Origin of the sequence: Clostridium sp. AM42-4 (genome assembly GCF_003480105.1) — a bacterium.
GTDB lineage: Bacteria > Bacillota > Clostridia > Lachnospirales > Lachnospiraceae > Brotaphodocola.
Window position 1 is genome coordinate 104,060 of record NZ_QUIK01000006.1, and the last position, 20,087, is coordinate 124,146.

Here is a 20,087-nt window from a genome sequence, read left to right on the forward strand (position 1 = left end):
GTTTCTAAATTTTAACCTGAGAAAGAGCCTTCTAAATGATTGCATACACATAATTTTTTTGTGCCTTTCGGCGGGGAGCAAAATGCCTATACAAGATTATTATAGAATACTTTCTGGCAAAGAACCACTATAAATTTTCCATGTACTCCCTTTTACTGTTCCTGTCTATACACATCAATCTGGCAGCTCTTCATCGTTTCCAGCGCAGCAGCTTGCTTTTCTGGTGTAACTCCGTCGCAGCAGCTTACATCCACTGAAATTATCGCCTCCGGATACTTAGCTTTCAGGATCAACGCATTGGAGACCACGCATATATCCGTGTAAACTCCAACCAGTTCAATCTCATCGTTTGATTCAAAGCCCTCCCAGTTAAGCCAGCCAAAGGTCGGTTTGTCTACATATTCGCAGTTTTCCACTTCCAGCTCCGGCACGATCTGCCAGCCTTCCGTTCCATTGATGCAGTGCTTCACTGGTAACTTTTTCCCCTCCGGCGTGTCCAGATAATTCTCCTCATGGGTATCCCTGGTAAAAATTATCCGATCCCCGCGGTCCGCATACTCTTTTACTTTTGCCTGCACATTTGGAACAATTGCCTGCGCTTCCTGATTGCCAAGAGTTCCTGTCACAAAATCGTTCTGCATGTCGATCACGATCAAAACCTTACCTATTCCTCTTTCCTCCCGTTTTCCTAAATTATGTATTACCCTGCTATAATCAGAACATTTCGACTTCTGATGAAAATCTGCAACACCCCGAATACGGTTTCCTCCATTATACTACCGATTTCCAATTAGCAAAAGAAAAAAGAGGATGCCCCTAAAGCATCCCTCTCAAGTTTCAAGCAATTTCTACTTTTCAATCCACCCTATAAAAGTATTAATCTTTTCAATATCCGATTCATTCATAGTCCGTAATTTTTCGCACACTTTTCTGTATGTGGTATCTCCATCATCCAGTGGTGCGAAAAACTCTGCCGGCGTCATATCTAAATAGGCAATTATTTTAAACAGTTCTTTCAGAGACGGTAAGGCCGCTCCGCTAGTTATGCCACGTATATATGATCCACTTTTATCCAAATCCAGACTCATTTTGTGCTCAGAAATGTTTTTGCTTAGTCTCAATTCCGTAATCCGTCTACGAACAAAATCCTCTTGCTGCGCATTGGCCATTTTCCCACCTCCCGTTTCAATTATTTTAGTATGAATTTGAAGATGGCGTTGGTTATAAAATTATCAATTTGCATTTAATATATTGCAATTCTAATATTTTTATTATCAATATATATTTTTAATTCATATTATCAATAGCAATACACAGCATTTTTTCAAATGAAGGTATATCTATTGGGAAGTATGGGCAATCCGACTCCTGAAAACATGACAATTAAAAACCCAGGCACGATCATCACTGATCTCTGTCTGGGTTTCTTCCTTTTATAATATAATCAATTTTGCCATAGTCTGGATAAACAGATTTCTCTCGTTTCCAAAAGAAATTTTCGTTCTGTTCATTGCCTCTATCAATATCGACATTACCGTATCCAATCGCTCTTCCGGTAACTTCCGATAGGCCCGTATTCCCCGCATCTGCTTTTCCGTAAGGCCTAAAAGCTTTAAAATTTCATTTTCCTTCATATCTGACAACAATAACGCTTTTTTCGCAACCCGGTAATTCCGAAGAAGCAGCCCATAAAGCTTAAGGCTATTATTCCCATGATCGAACAACTCCACCGCAAGCTTCATACCTTCCATAGGATCCAGTAAAAGCTTTGATGCCAATTCCCAGCTTTTCCCCACTGCTGCAGGAACAACCTGGTCAATCGTCTCTTTGCTCACTCCAGTATCCATGGACGCAAATGCAATCTGTTTAATGAAAATAGCTATCTGGTAAAGATCTATCGTCTCATCTTTCCCGTCTCTGCGTTCCTGGTATGCATAAGCGCTCCTGTCGATAAAATATCGTAGCATCGGCTCCGGTATTGGACAATCTAAGGACTGAAAAGCTTTTTGGATCCAACATTGATAAGACTTTCCATTCAGCTTATCACAACATATGCCATGCTTACTTTTCCATGCATTCCAGTCCTTGCTGTTGTCAGGCTTTTCCGTCCGAATGATCAAACAGGAACTTTCCGGACACTCTTCCATAAGATACAAGAGTTCCTTCCTCTCTTTTTTCACATCCTCCACCTTATAAATGGCACATGGTACACCAAAGAATGAAATGCTCTGCAGAAATTCTTTCACTCCATCCATGGCATCAAATATCTGCACATAATATGCCGTATTTTCCGTTAATTTCCGTACCTCATGATCAATGCGGTATGGTTCCGTTCCATATACAATTTTCACCATTTTCTCCACCCACTTTCTTAGTAATTCGTACTCAATGAAGCGAATCCGTTCCCTCATTGATTACGCTATAATGGCTGCGCTTCCTGTTCCATGACAGAATGTTTGAAAAATTCTTCGACATTTCCACTTAACTTTCCATACAGCATCTGTAATAATGGGATAAGATTCCATGACAAGAAGCCAATCCCATATGTGATTTCCACGTATCCATCGCAAAATCCAGTTTCTGAAGGATATATCATAATGAAAAAATCTTCAAATGAAATCACAAAATAATCCAGTTCCATGAAAATATCCGTTTCAGAAAGAAGCGGTGCATTTTCTCCTTTTATGAGTACAATGACAAACTCTCGCTCTTCTCCATAAAAATCGCATCGGAATTCATCAAATGCTCTGTAAAATGCCGCCTTCTGACCCCTGGACAATATATGATCCAGATTCTCCAATTCAGCAACTTCTAATAATTCAAACCCTAATGCCTTCATAATGGCATCAATCGTTCTTTTCCTCTGGCCATCTGCCACTTCCAATCCCCTAGAGCATTCATCACTGACAATACATAGAAGATTTTCAACCGGTACATCCTCCATTCTTAGTTCTGCCGTCTCATACTCACAAGTTATAATACCTGCTTTGATCAGCCGGTTTACTAAATGGCTGACCCACATCTGATAATGTGGATAATACCTGGCAGATCTGCCCATATTGGAATTTGCATACGCATATGCCTCTTCTTCGTTGCAACCACCCTGTTGAAAATAGTCCATCTGATCCAGATAACTCCACGGACAGAATGCACCTTCTATCCTTTTCATGAGCCGGATCACCTGTTTTAATACTTCCACAAGCGCTCCTCCTTTAGCCGATAACACATTTCCAATTTCGCAGCAAACAGACATGTTTTCCAGGCCGGCACATTATCTTTGTATGTACCATAGGAAATGTAAAGACCGCCTCCATTAAACACATTGCCAAATACATTTAAGCCTCTTTGATCGGTCTGCTGGTTATCTTGAAGCACTAGCATAAGGTATGGTTCATCCTGATCATAAAGTTTCAGTAAATTATGATACTGTTCATAATTCATTCTGCATTTTGCAAGAATAGGTTCCAGGATCTGTTCTGCAGATGTTGTCACTCCACAGAAAACAACCTGGTATCCTATTTTTTCAATCAGATACCGATAAGCTTTTGCAAAACTGTCATAATATTCGTATAAATTTTCTGGAAACGGTTCTTCCGCAAATTCATTCTCCCATGCGTACCGGAACAATATGTATTCACAAAAGTGTTCCTTATAATTGCTCAGATTTAGCATACTCCTCCTGCCTTTCCTAACACATAAAGAACAATCCCGCATAGGTCACATACCGGGGATACTGGAAACATGTCCTCCCAGCCAGTGTTCTCTTCTGGATTATATAACCAGTAGGAATGATCAGCAATCTGAATAAAGTCTGTCCCAGCCGAATACGAAACACTTAAAGACCGGCAAAACAGATCATATGCTTCAAATGCAATTTCACAAAGTCTCCGATCCTTACTTTTTTCGTACCAGCTTATTACCTGCTCCACAACGTCCAAAGTAAGTACCATCGTTCCACATTCCCCCAGATATTCCTTCAGCTCTGCTCTTACTTCTTCTGGAAAAAGTTCCAAGGTTTCTGTATCATCCTCACTGGCAGAAACTACATCAGTGAATCCAATAATTCCAGGATATGGAGTTTCTACACAAAAGAGTACTTCTTCATTTTCACTGATGAAGTCATCTTCATCGTCTGACTCAATCCATTCGATCGATAAATCATAAACTTCCCCCACTTCAATCCCATATTCCTGCAGGATGCGTTGTACCGCTACCTGTAAAAGTTCCATCTTCATGCAGTTATCCCGAAAAGAATAATCAAAGCATTTTTCATACTGCATCAGACGCTTTGCATAGGCAATGATCTTACGCAGTTCTTCCGGATGATCGAAGAGCTGCTGATAACGCTCTTTATTCACTATCTTCAAAAAATATTCCCCTTTCTGCCCCCGCATTTACCGGAATAACATTTCCCTTAAACACATCAAAATAAACTATTTTATATGGAAGGAACCCGTTTCTTAAAATTCCGAGAGTAGCTGATAAAGCCAGCATCGCCGCAGCCATATTGGTAATCCGATGCTGCGGTGAAGACTGGTTGATCACCCCACAGCTTAATTCACTTGCCCGTTTTTCCCGGCTTCGCATGATTTCCGGGAAATAATACGGCCTGGAAGGCGACAGCATCTTTCCATTCTTTTTGACTGCAGCTACAACCTCGCCAGTGTGAAATTCATTTGCCGCATCGATCCAGATACCAGTAGGTGTCTGACGGAACCATTTTTCCATTTCCTGTCTGGCCCGGTGATTATCAACTGACCCAATCAGGATCGGGACCGTGCGTCTATAATACGCTCCTGACATCTGTTTAAAGACCACTTTTAACTGCTCTGCGGAGTCAATGTACATTGGATATGCTCTTACTTCGATCCCATAATGGTCTCTAAGAGCTTGTGCCAGTACCATTGCCTTATGCTGGCCAACATCATCTTTCAGGAAATTCTGACGGTCAAGGTTCTTCTGCTCCACCCGGTCTCCATCGATTATGGACAATGCATAGGAGTTGCGTTCCTCCTTCGTTAAGGATGAAAGGATCGCCCCTAATTCCTTCAGATAATAAGAACCGGTCCCACCAGTGCCTACCACAACCAGTTGATAATGATAAACTTCGGTTGATTTCCGGCCCAGAGAAAGATCCAGCTTCTGGTCGTTATGAAGCTGTGGTCCTATTTGGGCCATTTTTTCATTCACACAAAATGTCCCGCATTCAATCTGTCCTTCTTCATAGACAGCCACAATCTTTGACATAGCAAGGTTCACCAAAAACATTCTTTCCAAATGCTTCCAGACAAAATCTTCGCTTTTCTCTTCCGTATTTGAAAAAAATAGTTTCTCTCCGCTTCCGTCATCCACATACAGCTCTGCATCTCCGAATTTCAGATACAGTTTTCTTTTCGCAGACAGTTTTTTCCATTCCATTCGGTAGTCTCCGGGAATACTCCCATCGCTGCAATCAATCATAAAAACATAATCCCGTTTGGAAATCTGTAGTACTGGACTGTCTACAGAAAAATCTCCCGGAACAGCCATTACCTCATAGTCATACTGTTCTTTCAAAAGTTCTGATAATAAAAGTGCCCTGTTCTGGCCAAGATCCTCCCGGATATAGACTGCGCCAAGGTCCTCTTTACCGATTGAACCAGGATCAAAAACCGTAATATCCGTCCGGATCAAATTTTCCTGTTTCATATGAAGATACGCAATCATTTCCTTTAAAAAGAAGGAGCCGGTCAAGCCAGCTCCTATCACAATTACATGCAGATTAATACGCATGTTTGTTTCTCCTTTCCCTGTTTACCATAAATTCTGGCAGTTTTAACACATCCGGCATCTCTTTTGTCCTTTCTTCAGATTCCAGAACGTATTGTAAAAGAAGCGCTTCCTGGCGCTTTTGGATCCTCCTGGCCGCTGCACGCTGCCGGGATCTCTTTTTCCTTGTGAGACAGCTATACCCCTTCGCCAAACATAGTCTGATCAGCTTCATCACACCATGCAGCAATAAGGATATAATAACCACAACGAAAAAGGCTTCCATAAGCACCAGAATACCAATTCCAATGATAAAAAGACTGCTATCCTCTAACAGTGCGATTTCTGTTCCTGTAAGATAGGCTCTCTCTGACTTTGCATTCAGGGATTCCTGCATTGTCATTTCGCTCTGCATCGCCCGGAATGCCCAGCCAAACAGAAACCGGCCATACTCCTCCAATTTTTCTATCATAAACATACCTCTCCGATTATAATAATGCGACCAACTGATCAGCATAACCACATCCACACAGCAAAGGATCTCCTTTTCTCCAGGTAAGCTCCTCTGCTGAGATCAGAAAATGATGATCCTGCGGACAGTAATCTTTTCGCAGGCCGCGGTCAATGGAATATACATGGAAAATACCTTCAAAAAATCGTGCCATTTCATACGATGGAACATAAATGGCCTTTGTCTTTTCCTGCCCCACCAGCACAATATAGTGGCTTCCATTTCCGATGCTCTTGTTGTAGACCTGATGAAACCAGCCCAAAACCCAGGACAGCCGATCCTCATCGGAATCATACACAACGGTTTTCATCTGTTCTTCTGTGAGAAAAATCTGTTTATCTGCCCCTAGTACGGCACGATAAACTTTCCTGTCATCGCCGCAGGATACCACGCCGTAAAGTCCAGGAAATGTTTCATCCTCATCATCTGTGGCAGAGAAAAAGGCCGGGATCCTGCCATGGGAATGAAATTCTCCAACCTTTACCAATCCTGAAACTTCATAACACTCTAAATAAGGCTCCCGTTCTGCTTCAACGGATGCATGATATACCTGCTGAAAGGGCACAAACCACTTAAAGTTGTTTCTTGTTGGATCATAAAAAAGATGCACAGCTACTTCGCTGTCACAGTTTTCGCAAAAAAACTGTGATATAGCTAACCAATAAGAAATATCCACTTTTTCAAGTTTCCAGATAAAGAGTTTCTGGTCACTTTCCAATGAACTTCCGCAGTAAAAGCATGGATGGTTCAGAATTTCATAGATTTCTCCCTGATACATCACCCGCTGTCTTCCGATAGAAAGCTGCATTTTATCCAATGTTTCCTTATCATCCGCACCTTTTTTGCTGCCCTTTGTTCCCACATACAGAATGTTCTTATCTTTTCCGAGCCAGGTAAATACTGCACCTGCCAGCCGGTATTCCAGATGTCCTTTTGCATCCAGGAAATTCAGCAGATCCTCTTCCGTGACGGACTTTTTACCGCCAAAATCCTCTGAAGATAAGTCATATGAGGTAAACATCAGGGATAACTTAACTCCGTCAATGGCATACTTGGTCACTTTAACCGTACTGGCACTGGATACACCAGCATACTTCGGGCCAAGATAGTATTTTTCGCCACACGGGTACAGATCATATAAGGATCCATAACCCTCAAGTTCCTTGAGCTGTTCTTCAAGTGTCTCTGCTTCTTCGCTGATTCCAATGGTAAGCTCTTCTCCTGCCTTCAGCACCCTGATCTCTTCTGTATCTTCAAATGGTACGGTGATTGCAGAAGATTCTGCCGGAAGGAGCACAACATTGTTTTCGTTTTTAAACAAAGTAAGCTTTAATCCGCTAAGCCCCTTGCTCTTTAACACATACTCAAACAGATTTGTAAGATCCACCTCACCTGTTAATGCCGTAACATCCACTGCTTCTGCCCCAAAGAACACCTGCATTCCGTCAACCGTGATGGTTCCTTTTTCCACTCCTTCATGGTTCTTTGGGCGGCACAAATATGCATCCTCTTTCTTTGAAACATCACAGATTGCAAAGAATGGGCCCTGCTCTGCCAGAAACTGCTTCACTTCTTCCTCTGTTCCCGTTCCCTCCGTCATCACCAGATCACCAGCAATACTCTTTAACGTAAGGGGCAGCTTGTAAACCGTTTTCGGCGCAGATTTTTTCTTCTGCTTTTCTTCCTTCTTCTTTCTCGGTGCCTCTTTCTTCTTTGCCTCAGCCTTCAGCTCATTAAATTCCTCAAAATCAAAAAAACTCATCTGCATAACCTATTTTCCTCCTCTTATCGCAACACATAAATTGCTTAATTGATTTCCATTTTCCTTCAGCCATTTCTGCGGGAACACTTCCATTTCCTTAAGTGTTTCCAAAAGACCGGACTGTTCTTTAAATTCCGGATGCTCCGCGATCCGGTTCTGGTACAGATCATTATTGGTTTCTGCATCAAAAAATGCCTGGATCAGCTTCTCCGCATCTTTGATCGAAGTCATTTTCGGAAATACCGTATTTCCCCAACATATTTTCCCATTATCATATACATTTCCAAATGGGTAATAACATAACCTGCTGGCCGGCCCGATCATCCCGGATTCATCCCGCTTTAAGGCAAAACAAAAAGAGGCGGATACCATCCCCTCTCTTACCTTAAACAGAAATGCCAGATCCGGAAACACAACCTGCTTTGGCACTCCAAACAGATAAATAACCCCCAGATGTGCCGAAACCGTGATGATCACATCAAAACTCTGTTCCTTATTCTGGATCAGTACCCCGTCATAAAATCCATTTGGTATCTGTCCAATTTCAAAGCATCTCTCCTGCTCTGCTTCAATCGTGCTCATGGCTCTGATGAAATCGGCCATCGTAACTGTTTTTTGAACAGCACTTCCGTCACCGAAGGAAAATTCCACTCGAACTTTTGCGAAAGTTTCCTCATCACTGACTGCTGCCCATTTTACAATATTGCTCACTTTCTCCCTCCTCTTACAGCATTCTCCGTCGTTTCACTACAGAACAGCGCTTGATCTGTTCAAAAAAGCTATGCACCAGTGCCTCCGAATTGTACCGCGTCTGATATGCCCATACTCCGGCATCAAGAACATCAAACAATTCTTCGATTGGAATTTCTCTGGTGATCGGACTCTCCGGTGAAAAAAATGCCGCTTCATTCCGTCGTTCCTTTTGCTTTTTTTCATCCCATCGCTCTTCATAGAGCAGTTCATACATCCGTGTAACCTCGGACATAGTTTCTCTCCTTTCCTGGTTCGTCTATAAAATAAAAAAAGCCAATGCACACTCATGCATTGACTAAAAAAATAGACTACCCCTTTTCAATGATCCATGAAAGATCTCATCCATGGCCAGAGGCCACTATCATCGAAAGAAATAATCTTGTTTTGATTATAACATTGCCCGGGCTAATTAACAAGGAACATTTCTCACTGCAGGATACCATTCCTGGCATATCCCATACATATACGAAGCCATTGCGCGAAAAATATAGATTAAGTTATAATTTCCTTGCAACTTTTTCTTCTCTTTATCCGTCTAATATATGAAAACAAAAAGAAAGGAAAATATGTAATGATCCATTCTAGCGCGCGGGATTCAATTACCGTACAGACCGAACAGGTCCTGATTGAAAAATATGACCGGCTATACCGGTTAGCTTACAGCTATGTTTACAATGAAGATGATGCCCTGGATATTGTTCAGGAAAGCGCCTGCAAAGCGATATGCCAGTGCAACTCCTTAAAAGATCCCTCCAAACTTTATTCCTGGATCTGCAGGATTGTAGTAAATACCACCATGGATCTTTTAAGAAGCAGAAAAAAAGAAGATCTGCCTGGAGAGCTTCCAGAACAGGCATCGGAAGATGTTTACCAGGAAACAGATTTAAAAAATGCCCTAGAGAGCCTGGAACCTCAAAACCGTACCATCGTCGTCCTACGGTATTGCGAAGATATGAAACTGGAAGATATTGCACTGGCTGTAAATGAAAATCTGAGTACTGTAAAAACCAGGCTTTACCGTTCTTTAAAAAAGCTGCGTATCAACCTGGAAGCACCTGACACCAACTAATTCGGAAAGGAGTTCTTACTATGAAAGAAAGCAATCACACTATTGATGAATTAAAGCAGGAATATGAACAGATCCCCGTTTCTCCACATGCCAAAGAACGTATTTTAGCTGGAATTGCACAGGGCAAGGCAGCAACCGCTGTCCAGTCACATTCCACAAAATCAGGCGAACGGAAAAAGAAATCACATATTATTTATATTTTACGGAACACCGGTGCAACTGCTGTGGCAGCCATGGCCGCGCTGGTAATCCTCACAAACATAAACCCTACCATTGCAAATGCCATGGAAAATGTCCCTATCCTTGGCCCAATCTCCAAAATCGTCACCTTCCGGACTTACGAAGACCAGACCAATCACTTTGAAGCTAAAGTGGATGTCCCAGAAATAGAGTCTGCACCGGCAGAGGTCAACCAGAGCATCGAAGAATATGCCAATGCCTTAATCGCACAGTATGAAAGCGACCTGCGCTCATCCCAGGGAGAGGGCAATTACTCGCTCACTTCTTCCTATCAGGTGGTAACGGATACCCCCAACTATCTCTGCCTGCGAATTGATACCACTCTGGTAATGGCCAGTGGAACCGAATATACCAAAGTTTTCACCATTGATAAACGCACCGGCAAAATGATTTCTTTGTCTGATCTTTTCCGCAACAAGCCAGAAATGCTCACTGCGATCAGCGACAATATAAAGGAACAGATGCAGGCACAAATGGCCGCCGATTCCTCTGTCACCTATTTTTACAACAGCGATATGCCAGAATGGGATTTTAAAGAATTACGAGGCGATGAAAGCTTTTATTTCAATGAAAAAGGCGAACTTGTGATCACCTTTGATGAAACGGATGTTGCCCCCGCTTACATGGGCGCGGTGGAATTCGCCATCCCGCAATCAGTAACTGGCACACTGGAATAAGCGGTAAAATACTCCTTCATTAATATAAGGAAGAAAAAGCTGTCGCAAAATCATCAATAGATGATAGCGCTGCAGCTTCCGCTTTCATACAGCAAAAGGGGCTGCGGTTCCATAGATAATCACTCATCTATGGAGCAACAGCCCCTTTCGTATGTCTATAGCATGAAACCAGGGAGGTCGTACTTATTTGCAGAGTTTCTTGAATTCATCTGCAACAAACTGTACCTGGGTTCCAATGATGACCTGTACGGAGGTCTTGCTTGGACGCATCACGCCAGCCACACCGGCGGACTTGATCAGCTTTTCATTGACCTTGGTATAATCCTTGACCTCAAGACGGAGTCTGGTAATGCAGTTATCAATAGAAGCCACATTCTCCGGACCGCCAACGCCTTCCAGAACGATCTTCGCTACTTCCGTGAAGTTGTTATTGGACAGAGTTACCTTGGTCTCATCTGCATCGTCATCCTCACGTCCCGGAGTCTTCAGATTAAACTTGGTAAGGAAAAAATGCATCCATATATTGCTGCTCACAGTCGGCATGATTGGTGTACTTACTGTTCTCTTTTTTACTGGCGAAAGTTGGCTGGGTGGCGGCTGGTATTACATACCTGACAGGGCAATCACCATCGCGCTTGTTTTCTGCATATTCTGGCAGATTGCTTTGATAACAGGGACATTTTTCTTATCAATGCGGGTAAATAAAATCTTCTGTGGGTGGAGGAAAAGAATTGTTATGATACCGATGTTCGCGGCCGCAGCTTTTCTTTTCCTGTTTCTCGCATGGAACTGGCTGCTTTATAGTTTTCAATTTGAGGAAAAGGTGGAGCAGTATGATGAACATATTGCTCTCTATGTAAATAATACGTTTGCAAGAACACGATTTAGATACCCCCATTATATGTACGAGGAAAACTGGCTGTTTATGAGAAACCTAGATGATGAGGAACAGCAAGAAGCAGTTCTGAAATACGGAGATCCAGATAATTATTACAATGACTAAAGACATTTTAACAAAATGCGTAAAGAATACAAATCGGGATTTTTACGACAAAATATGATATGATTTCTGTAAAAATAAACAGGATAACTTTCAATAGGGAGAAAATTGAAAAATGATAGAGACACTCTGGAATTTCTTTCGATTGTATACGGCGGATGCCGATTATTTACCGGACTTTTGGCTCACAATGATACTTCTTTATCTGAATGCAGGTCTGTATCTTAACGATCTATATAATCTGGTGAAGCGAAAGTCAAAAGCAGAAACATTCAGTCTGATGGCGATACCAGGAGTCTTTGCAGTACTCTTTGTGTCGGTGCTATCAATTTTTGCGCATGTGCCGAATCTTCAGAGCACAGCTTCACAGGCCAAACGCCTGAGCCTGATCATAACGACAACGCAGCCACAAACGAACCTTGCGCTGCTTCTTATTGTATTTCTTTATCCAATTCTATGGGGAATCGGGCTCTTACGACAGAGGAGGCATGAGCACGGCAGCCGCAAACGCTGGGTGCTGTCTTGCATTCCTGATTATATTGCATGGATCATATTGATATTGGGCATCGGTTATCACCTGTTTTTCGGGGAAAATATCCTGAATAGTGTTCTGGAAAATGCTAAGGTTGGAGATTTACTGGCCCTTTATGGCTCCTACGGAACCTGGCTCCATATATGGATGTATGGAATTTATATCCTTGCATGTAAGGAAGCGGTACTGCTTGTCGGCCTTTTATCTGAACTTTTGCTTATGCGGATTCCGCTTCGCTACCACAGTGGGCAGAATGCTGTTACCTTTGTCAGCTTTTATTATCTGTTTTGCCAGAATGCCATTTTTCGTGGTATCTCCCTACTGGAAGCTGCGTTGGTGATTCCGCTTTGTGGAGTGATGCTTCGGGAAGCGGCATCGCCTTTCAGCGATTACTCGTCGATTATGATATACGCAGCCTTTATGCTGCTGACAGGCGCAGTGTTTGTCGTTCTTATCGTCATTGGTCCAGTCATGCGGACACTTTCATACTTTTATTCATGGGGACAGCGCAAGCAGATCAGAGAGCTTTTCTGCACGGAATATTTTCTCATGCAGCCGGTTTCCAGAAACAGATCGTTCACGGTCACTTATCATTTTATCATTGATGAACAGGACGCCGCCGGTGTTTACTATCTTCCACTTCTCACAGACATCAGCGGATGGATCTCCCCAAAAAAGAAAGCAGGCAAATGGAAAATGCTCTCTTTCGCAGATGGCAGAACCTTTGAAGTATCAGAGCATGAGGCCGAAGCAGCCAAGGAAATGCTCTCTTATGCGTCAAACCGTCTCTATGCCCAGAAAGTAACTGGAGAAAATAGGAACAATATACCGGACGCAAAGGAAACATGGAACCCACTCATAAATCCAGCAACAACGATATATCAGAAATTGGTCAAGATATTTTTAGGCCTGATGGTTATTCTTTTTATGATGAGCTATCAGATACTGAAGTAATTAAACATCCGGTTTTCACTGCCGGAATAAATCAGGATTGGATTTATTCCGATGATGGCACAGCACAGTTCTGGCCGGTCGATAACTATTATCCGCCCGGAGAACGGCACACAAATTTTTTAGATTACGATGTTGTGAAACAACACCATACTTTAACGCAGATTTTGATGGGATTGCTACATAATGGCTTTACACTACAGGCTGTGGAAGAAGCTATGCCGTCCCCAGATATGCTGGATATTCCAGGCATGAAGGATGAACTACGCCGTCCCATGATGCTGTTGGTAAAAGCGCAAAAAAGATAATGGGCCCGTGAGCGGAGAATCCTCCTCGGAAATCCCCTTACTGCATATCAAATATAGACAACTGCTCGAATTCCTGCCTCTGCTCCAAAAGCGGAGGTGTCTTCGTCAGAAGTCTTTCTGCCGTGCTCCAGTCCTGGATCCATGGCTGTATTTCCTCTGGTGTCAGTACCAGTGGCATCCGGTCATGTACCGATGATACAGAGCTGTTAGGAACAGTTGTTATGATCGTAAACTGGCTTTCTTTTTCTGTTGGCTGCCAGACACCGGCCATGTAAAGAATATCTGACTGCGGCATGGTAAAAGAGATTTTTTCTTTTTCTTTATTCCATTCATAAAAACCAGCTGCAGGAATTACACACCGGCAATTCCGCACGCTGTTCCGAAATGCAGGCTTCGATAAAATACTCTCGGCCCTGGCATTAATAAGCAGCCAGTCTTGATACTTACTTGTAAATCCCCACCGCATTGCCTCCAGATGCACATTCTTCATTCCAGTCAGAACCATGGCCATATCGGTAGGACGCACATCTCCCACTGTCACTTTCAATTTTGCAGCATCAATCTGTTTGCAGATTTTCCTGATTTCCCGCCACATTTCATCATCTATAAAATATCTTCCACACATAAGCTGCTCCTCACACCAGCATCACCCATTTACAAGCCTCCAGGAAAAATATCAGTTTAAATTCCCGAATCAACCCACCAATTACGGCTTCGCATCCATATTCACGGCTCGGTATGCCAGAATAATTCTTTTCTTCCGTATATTTCACTAGGATGTCCTTTACTGTTTGAACCTCCCCGGCATCATCCTCAAACTTAAAATATCTTGGCATAGTCTGGCCAGTTGATGTAAACCATGCCGAACAGGCGATATGGTACATGTTTCCTTTAGGGATCCCGCTATCTACATCTATTCCATATTTTGTTGCTTGCGCAAATCTGGTCACGTTCATCAACCCCTTATATTATAATATTTTCTCCTGGGAATAATCAACCGTCCGCTTTTCCCGGCTGACGCCTCCACCCATATGGTCTATTTCTACAGATCCTGCAGATGGCAAAAAGCATGCCCTTTTTATGCTATCCATTCCAAACCTTTTCCGTATCTGATCCACAGTTTTCTCCATCTTCCGGTATTTTTCATAGTCGATCGTTTCAAAAAATTGCATCTGGCGAAAGGGATCTGATGATACACGGCTGGTATGGATCCCGAGATGCCGCAGCGGAATCCCATTCCACAATTCAGATAAACACCGACAGGCTGCAGCATAAATTTCCAGGGTCAGATCCGTTGGAACAGATAGTGTAATTTGATGTCCGTAAAAACGCAGATCCCAGTCTTTTAGACTGATAGAAACAACGCTAATCTTTACTCCATCTGCCCTTAACCTGGCTGAAATGGTTTCCGATAACGATAAAAGATACTGCCTGGCAGTTTCACAATCCATAACATCATAAGGCGTGGTGAGAGAATTTCCATAGCCTTTGGCCGGCGGAGGTGAGCTGATCACTGCAGATTCATCTATACCATTTGCATATTGCCAAATAAGTATTCCCTGTGACTTCATATGCGCGCGCAAAATTGCAGGATCCATAGCTGCCAGTTCTCCAATCGTATGAAATCCCAATTTTTTCAACTTGTATAAAGAGGCATGGCCCACATAAAACAGATCACCCACCGGAAGATGCCACATTTTTTCTGACATTTCTGATTTCCAGAGCGTATGAACGTGATCCGGCTTCGTAAAATCTGAAGCCATTTTTGCCAGAAGCTTATTTTCGGAAACACCAATATTTACAGTGAACCCTAATTCTGCATGCACACGATTTTTTATTTCATACGCAGTCGTTATCGGATCCTGGCAGCAGCCGGTCATATCCAAAAAAGCCTCATCTATACTATATTGCTCGATCTTGTCCGTATACTCACTTAACAGTTTTATCAGAGCTTTTGAAGATCGGTTATAGAGATCATAATTGGGCGGCACCAGAACCAGGTCCGGACATTTTTCCTTTGCAGAAACAACCGTTTCCCCGGTCTGAATATGATATTTCTTTGCCGGAATAGATTTTGCCAAAATGATCCCATGTCTTTTCTCCTGATCTCCTCCCACGGCACTCACCAGCTGTCGCAAATCCTGCTTTCCCCCCAGATGATGGATCCTGTAACACGCCTCCCAGGATAAAAAGGCGGAATTCACATCTACATGAAAAATAACTTTTTTCATATCCGCTCCTTTAAATCGAACATTTGTTCTATTTTCATTTTAAGCATTTCATTCCCAGATGTCAATATGGGATTTTCAGGCAAAAAAAGCGGCTGACCTTTTCGATCAACCGCTCATAGGTATTATTTCACACATTTAGCATTCTGCTATACCAAGACTCTGCTCCGCAAGATCCTTATACTTCCCAGAGTCCCCGCTGTCTTCCCTTTTTTGCGAACCGCTCCTCTAAATCGAAAATCGTATACGGCGGCTTATATGGCTCTTCGATATAACTCTGAAGAGCTCTAAGCTTGTCCCAATACTGCGGCAGGTTATGATAGATTGCATTCAACTCCCGCAAATTTTTGTTCCGGCAGCACCAGCAGCTTACCCTGTCAAGAATGGAATACAGCTCTATGCCTCCCTCCAGCCAGTTATATCCCTTCGCATAACAATACTGAAGGCACTGATATTCAGTCCAGCCCCATTCGACCAATGGATAGCACTTTTCCTTTACTCGGCCAGATTCATCTGCTGCGATCCCTATGTATTCCACCGCAGTTGCTCCGAGTGATTTTACATATTTTTCGCAGGCATTGATCTTAAGGCGTGTCATCCAGCGGCATGGCCCACCGCACCAATAGCTTCCATAGTGCGATGATCCGTCCCGGCACTTGATCCGTCGAAGGAGCATTTCTTCCAGGAAATGCCTTTCCGGCTGTAGAATAACAAGTTCGCACCCATACTGCTCCAATTCCAGTCGGACTTTCTCTATATTTTTCCGAATGCATGAAAACTCCATACCGGTATCAAAATAGACGCAGTGCGTTAACGGCCAGCCCTTTTCCATAAGCCCTAAAACCATTGCCATGGAGTCCTTTCCTCCTGAGATGGAGGCAACATATCGTTTTTCTTTTTCCATAATCACCATATTCCAGAACTGGATATGGCAGCACCTGTAGCCTCCCATGCTACTAATCATTCCTGATCCTCACGCTGTTTTCAGGTGCTTTATGCGAAGTACAACACTCTCATCGCAACCTGGTCTACCAGGATCTGATTATTTTCCTTTCTCTGAGTTCTCTTTCCCGGCCTTCAAAACGAGTTCCCCCGTACCAGCAAAAGAAATTTTCTTAAATCCCACAGAATCGCAAAAGAATAATTCTTTGCCATCGATCTGAATAATATCTCCTACCGACATGGAACGCATTGTTTTTCTATTGGGACGATCTGGGCGATTTAATCTCTCATACAGACCCTCCATAATTTCTGATACATTCAATGCCGTTCCCTCCTGCTCTTTCACTTCCGTCTCATAAGCAATTTCATAATCCGCGCGAGTAGGATTAAGCTTCAATTTCTGAAGCTGCTCCAGTGAAAGAAACATCATTCTTACCCCGCGTTCATTATTCTCTTTCAGCATCAATATCTCGATCTTCATAATCTTCCTTTTCTCTTTGATAAGCTCTACTCCAGTCAACCGGCTCTCCAAAATAGGCCGGTGTCATATCAACACCGCCATACCCTTCAGGAAAGCGCTCTGTAATATCCGGTATATACTGCTTCATTTTCATTTCCCTTTCATAAAATAAAGAAGGCTCTGAAAAATCAGAACCTCCTCTAGCATGCACATATTTAGTTAAATGGCAAACTCTCATCTTCTACGCCATCCGGTATTGACATAAAGCCATCACCGATCGGCTTTCCCATTTCTGGTGCCTGTTTTCCTCCAGCGGACGCATTTTTACTATCAGCAAATTCCTGATCATCTGCGATGATATCTGTGGTATAAACACGCTGACCTTCTTTGTTGGTGTAACTGCCAGTCTGGATGCGTCCGGACACCAGTACACGCATCCCCTGACGAAAATACTTCTCTGCAAACTCACCTGCTCTGTCAAATGCCACGATATTAATAAAATCGGCAGTCTGCTCATTTCCGTCCTGGCTCTTTCTTGCTCCTCTCCGGTCAACTGCCAGTGTATATCTGGCAACGGCCATGGAGCGCTCACCCTGAGTGTACCTGACTTCCGGATCCCTGGTCAATCGACCCATCAATATAACTCGATTCATGCTCTATCCTCCATTTCATTATTTTTTATTCTTTTACAGATGGTTCCTCAAAAACAATTCGTCGCTGGCCATGAAATTCATCTTTACGTCCATAAAAGGCCAGTTCTTTTCCTTCCCGGTAGGTACGCACAAATTTTGAAAACTCTACATATTTCTCAATCTTTGAGTACTGACCACTAAAAATTACGAACAGGAACTTTTCTTCTGTCGCTATATCCACACAATCTGCCTTATAGCATTTGTTACCCGCAGAAAGGGAAGACGTAAAACGAATTTTATATAAATTCTTTTCTTCCCTGCGCTGCTTAGTGCCATTCTGTCCTCTGCGCTGCTTGCCGCTCCTGATCTGGCTGATACCAATCTGAAGCAACTTACATACATTTTTGAAACTTTCCGATTGTGCAGCTGCGATATCCGTTTTTAAACTGGACGGCTTTCCAGTATCTTTGACAACAATGATATTACTGCCTCCAAGCGCAGACTTTCGGATCAAGGCATTCCGTTCATCATCATAGATAATCAGAATCGTCTTGGCCACTACCACAAAGCGCCCGAGAACTTCCTGGATACCTTCATACGTAACCAAAGTATCATAGTTTAAAACCCCGATGACACTGTTCAAACGGCTCTCCAGGCTTTCAACCGGAATATACGTTTCATTTTTTTCATTCTTCTTAAGTTCCTCTTCTGGAAACGGTGCCTTCAATTCACTCAGCACCTGATCCAAAGATTTTCCATTCACTGTGCCTTTCATCGCACACCTTCCTCCTCTATTTTTGAAAAAAAATAGCCAATGTAACATTCACATTGACTTAATCTAAGAATCCCATTTCAATACAGATGCAGTCACAAACCCACACTCTGTAAAAATAACTTACATGAAAAGCTATTATTAATGGGAGTATAACATTGCCATCAATGCCTGTCAACAGATCTAAGGCCACACCAAACTCTCAGTGCTGCGCTTTGATTTTTAGACTCTGATAGAAGCTTTCCAAAATGCGGCTGACTATTTTCAGCCAGCCGCTATATCCGTAAGATCCGTATTTAATCTGGAAATAGCACGGAATACTTCTTCTTCCTCTCAGGAGAAAACGTTATTTATATAGAAAGCATACGCTACTTCTGCTATCTCCACCTTAAGGAAAGCTGCTTTTTCTGCAGATGACAGACCATCATCCAGTGTCAGATAACGTTCCGTTAAATCATGCATCTTTTTAATTAACGTGTAATCATCCAGATCCTCTTCTTCATCCTCTGATGAGCTCTTTTCCCCGTGGAGTTCCCGGTACGCGCATACTCCGTCCGGATCAAATTCTTCCAGCCGGTCAAGATCAAATGCTACCTTCGAAAAAGTGCAGTATCCTGATACGGCTGTTTCAGGTAAAATTTCTCCCAGCTGATACTTTTTAATGAACTGCAATTTGGACTCGAAAAAATTGTGATCAATGAATGCTTCATTCTTTTTTACATCTTCATGAGGCAGATTTACAGTCAGATTACCAAAGTCCTCCCATTCTCCGTTTTCTTCTTTGTATAATCCAATATAAAGCCGTTTTCTGTCAGCATAGGATAATACTCTGATGATCAAATCCTCATGGCCACATTCCCAGTCATACCCCAGTGTTTTAAATTCTTTCATAGTTATCCTCTCTTTCCTGTTTTCATTTTCCTGGTTTTCTTAAAAATAAATCATTTTTTCACAGGTCATTGCATATTGATTGAAACAACTAAATAAAGATTCCATCGCGGCAAAACCGGATAAAATCCACTTTCATAAGTTTCATCGACATCGTCCTCCTTTCTGGCACGAAAAAAGGAACCTCCGACAGGAAGTTCCTCCAATGTGTATATATTCTGTTTATTTGCAGAATTCCTCCATTACTTGGTCTTAACTGACTCTCACTTTGCCAGAAGCAAATATAATTGAAATGAAAGAATTTGTAATTATTTTACCATTGAATTCTTTCCAAAGCAAGGATTGTTATACTAAAAAGCAAATAATCAAACAGATATGCTTGTGCAGCTGACATTCTATAAATATAAAAAATATAAAAGACATAGAAGACATGGATCTCTTTGTCGTATATATAGGGATTCCCGATAGATATTTCAGGCAATATTTGCAAACAATAGGTATTATTTTCTGATAGAGTTGAAATAAGGTTCTTTTGGATGATTTATTTCCTCTTCACAATCACTCTCTCCGTAAGGGGCTAGTCGCGGAACGCGTTTTATTTAAAAGAGCTAAAA

General features: G+C 42.4%; 25 protein-coding genes and 1 pseudogene. 5 read left to right on the forward strand and 21 right to left on the reverse strand.

Features of this window, described 5'->3' with window-relative positions:
- Positions 1–152 precede the first annotated feature (152 nt).
- The 11 genes from DW922_RS06445 to DW922_RS06495 all read right to left on the reverse strand — a co-directional run bounded on the left by DW922_RS06445 (position 153) and on the right by DW922_RS06495 (position 9,006).
- Positions 153–650 carry an isochorismatase family cysteine hydrolase gene (locus tag DW922_RS06445; RefSeq protein ID WP_347560275.1) on the reverse strand — a complete coding sequence of 166 codons (498 nt, stop codon included), beginning with the start codon at positions 648–650 and terminating at the stop codon, positions 153–155.
- Positions 651–848: 198 nt separating this feature from the next.
- A complete protein-coding gene (locus DW922_RS06450; protein WP_118585018.1) occupies positions 849–1,169 on the reverse strand; it encodes a helix-turn-helix transcriptional regulator in 321 nt (106 codons plus the stop codon).
- A 264-nt stretch (positions 1,170–1,433) separates the two neighbouring features.
- Positions 1,434–2,354 carry a hypothetical protein gene (locus DW922_RS06455; RefSeq protein WP_147353366.1) on the reverse strand — a complete coding sequence of 307 codons (921 nt, stop codon included), beginning with the start codon at positions 2,352–2,354 and terminating at the stop codon, positions 1,434–1,436.
- 65 nt (positions 2,355–2,419) lie between these two features.
- Positions 2,420–3,121: a hypothetical protein gene (locus DW922_RS06460; protein ID WP_147353367.1), complete on the reverse strand. Its 702-nt coding sequence runs from the start codon at positions 3,119–3,121 to the stop codon at positions 2,420–2,422.
- 65 nt (positions 3,122–3,186) lie between these two features.
- Positions 3,187–3,672 (reverse strand): hypothetical protein, encoded by a 486-nt coding sequence (locus DW922_RS06465; RefSeq protein WP_118726141.1) that lies wholly within the window; start codon positions 3,670–3,672, stop codon positions 3,187–3,189.
- A complete protein-coding gene (locus tag DW922_RS06470; protein WP_118562747.1) occupies positions 3,666–4,367 on the reverse strand; it encodes a hypothetical protein in 702 nt (233 codons plus the stop codon). Before DW922_RS06470 ends, DW922_RS06465 begins: the two co-directional genes overlap by 7 nt.
- The gene (locus DW922_RS06475; RefSeq protein WP_118562748.1) at positions 4,351–5,772 is read right to left on the reverse strand and encodes a ThiF family adenylyltransferase; all 1,422 of its coding nucleotides are present in this window, start codon (positions 5,770–5,772) and stop codon (positions 4,351–4,353) included. The genes DW922_RS06470 and DW922_RS06475 overlap by 17 nt, the downstream gene beginning before the upstream one ends.
- Complete coding sequence (locus DW922_RS06480) at positions 5,762–6,220, reverse strand: hypothetical protein (protein WP_118726142.1); 459 nt, start codon at positions 6,218–6,220, stop codon at positions 5,762–5,764. The genes DW922_RS06475 and DW922_RS06480 overlap by 11 nt, the downstream gene beginning before the upstream one ends.
- Before the next feature lie 16 nt (positions 6,221–6,236).
- Positions 6,237–8,027 carry a Mov34/MPN/PAD-1 family protein gene (locus DW922_RS06485; RefSeq protein ID WP_118726143.1) on the reverse strand — a complete coding sequence of 597 codons (1,791 nt, stop codon included), beginning with the start codon at positions 8,025–8,027 and terminating at the stop codon, positions 6,237–6,239.
- 3 nt (positions 8,028–8,030) lie between these two features.
- Complete coding sequence (locus DW922_RS06490) at positions 8,031–8,732, reverse strand: hypothetical protein (RefSeq protein ID WP_118542850.1); 702 nt, start codon at positions 8,730–8,732, stop codon at positions 8,031–8,033.
- A gap of 13 nt (positions 8,733–8,745) precedes the next feature.
- Complete coding sequence (locus DW922_RS06495) at positions 8,746–9,006, reverse strand: hypothetical protein (protein ID WP_118542849.1); 261 nt, start codon at positions 9,004–9,006, stop codon at positions 8,746–8,748.
- Positions 9,007–9,345: 339 nt separating this feature from the next.
- Between DW922_RS06495 and DW922_RS06500 the strand changes: the two genes are divergently transcribed.
- Together DW922_RS06500 and DW922_RS06505 are read left to right on the forward strand one after the other, a co-directional pair.
- Complete coding sequence (locus DW922_RS06500) at positions 9,346–9,843, forward strand: sigma-70 family RNA polymerase sigma factor (protein ID WP_118542848.1); 498 nt, start codon at positions 9,346–9,348, stop codon at positions 9,841–9,843.
- Positions 9,844–9,863: 20 nt separating this feature from the next.
- Positions 9,864–10,760, forward strand: coding sequence for an RsiV family protein (locus DW922_RS06505; protein ID WP_118542847.1), 897 nt, complete (start codon positions 9,864–9,866; stop codon positions 10,758–10,760).
- Between the two features lie 183 nt (positions 10,761–10,943).
- Here DW922_RS06505 and DW922_RS06510 read toward each other — a convergent pair.
- Positions 10,944–11,264, reverse strand: a pseudogene (locus DW922_RS06510) (glucose PTS transporter subunit EIIB); the annotation flags it as partial.
- Between the two features lie 37 nt (positions 11,265–11,301).
- Between DW922_RS06510 and DW922_RS06515 the strand changes: the two are divergent.
- From DW922_RS06515 to DW922_RS06525, 3 genes are all read left to right on the forward strand, one after another.
- Positions 11,302–11,763, forward strand: a complete 462-nt coding sequence (locus DW922_RS06515; protein ID WP_118563758.1) for a hypothetical protein — start codon at positions 11,302–11,304, stop codon at positions 11,761–11,763.
- 112 nt (positions 11,764–11,875) lie between these two features.
- Positions 11,876–13,246: a hypothetical protein gene (locus DW922_RS06520; protein WP_118542845.1), complete on the forward strand. Its 1,371-nt coding sequence runs from the start codon at positions 11,876–11,878 to the stop codon at positions 13,244–13,246.
- On the forward strand, positions 13,138–13,551 hold the full coding sequence (locus DW922_RS06525; protein ID WP_341460297.1) for a hypothetical protein: 414 nt from the start codon (positions 13,138–13,140) through the stop codon (positions 13,549–13,551). Before DW922_RS06520 ends, DW922_RS06525 begins: the two co-directional genes overlap by 109 nt.
- Positions 13,552–13,588: 37 nt before the next feature.
- On the opposite strand, the gene DW922_RS06530 is transcribed toward DW922_RS06525, so the two are convergent.
- From DW922_RS06530 to DW922_RS06565, 9 genes are all read right to left on the reverse strand, one after another.
- Positions 13,589–14,176 (reverse strand): SOS response-associated peptidase family protein, encoded by a 588-nt coding sequence (locus tag DW922_RS06530; RefSeq protein WP_118542844.1) that lies wholly within the window; start codon positions 14,174–14,176, stop codon positions 13,589–13,591.
- A 10-nt stretch (positions 14,177–14,186) separates the two neighbouring features.
- The gene (locus DW922_RS06535) at positions 14,187–14,501 is read right to left on the reverse strand and encodes a hypothetical protein (RefSeq protein WP_243032085.1); all 315 of its coding nucleotides are present in this window, start codon (positions 14,499–14,501) and stop codon (positions 14,187–14,189) included.
- A gap of 18 nt (positions 14,502–14,519) precedes the next feature.
- Complete coding sequence (locus tag DW922_RS06540; RefSeq protein WP_118542842.1) at positions 14,520–15,782, reverse strand: DNA polymerase IV; 1,263 nt, start codon at positions 15,780–15,782, stop codon at positions 14,520–14,522.
- Positions 15,783–15,957: 175 nt separating this feature from the next.
- On the reverse strand, positions 15,958–16,743 hold the full coding sequence (locus DW922_RS06545) for a phosphoadenosine phosphosulfate reductase family protein (protein ID WP_118542841.1): 786 nt from the start codon (positions 16,741–16,743) through the stop codon (positions 15,958–15,960).
- A gap of 78 nt (positions 16,744–16,821) precedes the next feature.
- Complete coding sequence (locus DW922_RS06550) at positions 16,822–17,202, reverse strand: YodL domain-containing protein (protein WP_118585007.1); 381 nt, start codon at positions 17,200–17,202, stop codon at positions 16,822–16,824.
- Positions 17,168–17,419: a hypothetical protein gene (locus tag DW922_RS17390; RefSeq protein WP_118656554.1), complete on the reverse strand. Its 252-nt coding sequence runs from the start codon at positions 17,417–17,419 to the stop codon at positions 17,168–17,170. Before DW922_RS17390 ends, DW922_RS06550 begins: the two co-directional genes overlap by 35 nt.
- Complete coding sequence (locus tag DW922_RS06555) at positions 17,397–17,834, reverse strand: single-stranded DNA-binding protein (protein WP_118542839.1); 438 nt, start codon at positions 17,832–17,834, stop codon at positions 17,397–17,399. The genes DW922_RS17390 and DW922_RS06555 overlap by 23 nt, the downstream gene beginning before the upstream one ends.
- A gap of 25 nt (positions 17,835–17,859) precedes the next feature.
- Complete coding sequence (locus tag DW922_RS06560) at positions 17,860–18,588, reverse strand: hypothetical protein (RefSeq protein ID WP_118542838.1); 729 nt, start codon at positions 18,586–18,588, stop codon at positions 17,860–17,862.
- Between the two features lie 330 nt (positions 18,589–18,918).
- Positions 18,919–19,476: a DUF4313 domain-containing protein gene (locus DW922_RS06565; protein ID WP_118542837.1), complete on the reverse strand. Its 558-nt coding sequence runs from the start codon at positions 19,474–19,476 to the stop codon at positions 18,919–18,921.
- Between the last annotated feature and the right edge of the window lie 611 nt (positions 19,477–20,087).

Excerpts from the sequence above, each read along its gene's own strand:
- DW922_RS06450 (WP_118585018.1), bottom strand. The coding sequence starts at position 1,169 with ATGGCCAATGCGCAGCAAGAGGATTTTGTTCGTAGACGGATTACGGAA.
- DW922_RS06455 (WP_147353366.1), bottom strand. The coding sequence starts at position 2,354 with ATGGTGAAAATTGTATATGGAACGGAACCATACCGCATTGATCATGAG.
- DW922_RS06460 (WP_147353367.1), bottom strand. The coding sequence starts at position 3,121 with ATGGACTATTTTCAACAGGGTGGTTGCAACGAAGAAGAGGCATATGCG.
- DW922_RS06465 (WP_118726141.1), bottom strand. The coding sequence starts at position 3,672 with ATGCTAAATCTGAGCAATTATAAGGAACACTTTTGTGAATACATATTG.
- DW922_RS06475 (WP_118562748.1), bottom strand. The coding sequence starts at position 5,772 with ATGCGTATTAATCTGCATGTAATTGTGATAGGAGCTGGCTTGACCGGC.
- DW922_RS06480 (WP_118726142.1), bottom strand. The coding sequence starts at position 6,220 with ATGATAGAAAAATTGGAGGAGTATGGCCGGTTTCTGTTTGGCTGGGCA.
- DW922_RS06485 (WP_118726143.1), bottom strand. The coding sequence starts at position 8,027 with ATGCAGATGAGTTTTTTTGATTTTGAGGAATTTAATGAGCTGAAGGCT.
- DW922_RS06495 (WP_118542849.1), bottom strand. The coding sequence starts at position 9,006 with ATGTCCGAGGTTACACGGATGTATGAACTGCTCTATGAAGAGCGATGG.
- DW922_RS06500 (WP_118542848.1), top strand. The coding sequence starts at position 9,346 with ATGATCCATTCTAGCGCGCGGGATTCAATTACCGTACAGACCGAACAG.
- DW922_RS06505 (WP_118542847.1), top strand. The coding sequence starts at position 9,864 with ATGAAAGAAAGCAATCACACTATTGATGAATTAAAGCAGGAATATGAA.
- DW922_RS06515 (WP_118563758.1), top strand. The coding sequence starts at position 11,302 with ATGATTGGTGTACTTACTGTTCTCTTTTTTACTGGCGAAAGTTGGCTG.
- DW922_RS06520 (WP_118542845.1), top strand. The coding sequence starts at position 11,876 with ATGATAGAGACACTCTGGAATTTCTTTCGATTGTATACGGCGGATGCC.
- DW922_RS06525 (WP_341460297.1), top strand. The coding sequence starts at position 13,138 with ATGGAACCCACTCATAAATCCAGCAACAACGATATATCAGAAATTGGT.
- DW922_RS06530 (WP_118542844.1), bottom strand. The coding sequence starts at position 14,176 with ATGTGTGGAAGATATTTTATAGATGATGAAATGTGGCGGGAAATCAGG.
- DW922_RS06540 (WP_118542842.1), bottom strand. The coding sequence starts at position 15,782 with ATGAAAAAAGTTATTTTTCATGTAGATGTGAATTCCGCCTTTTTATCC.
- DW922_RS06545 (WP_118542841.1), bottom strand. The coding sequence starts at position 16,743 with ATGATTAGTAGCATGGGAGGCTACAGGTGCTGCCATATCCAGTTCTGG.
- DW922_RS06550 (WP_118585007.1), bottom strand. The coding sequence starts at position 17,202 with ATGAAGATCGAGATATTGATGCTGAAAGAGAATAATGAACGCGGGGTA.
- DW922_RS17390 (WP_118656554.1), bottom strand. The coding sequence starts at position 17,419 with ATGAGAGTTTGCCATTTAACTAAATATGTGCATGCTAGAGGAGGTTCT.
- DW922_RS06555 (WP_118542839.1), bottom strand. The coding sequence starts at position 17,834 with ATGAATCGAGTTATATTGATGGGTCGATTGACCAGGGATCCGGAAGTC.
- DW922_RS06560 (WP_118542838.1), bottom strand. The coding sequence starts at position 18,588 with ATGAAAGGCACAGTGAATGGAAAATCTTTGGATCAGGTGCTGAGTGAA.
- DW922_RS06565 (WP_118542837.1), bottom strand. The coding sequence starts at position 19,476 with ATGAAAGAATTTAAAACACTGGGGTATGACTGGGAATGTGGCCATGAG.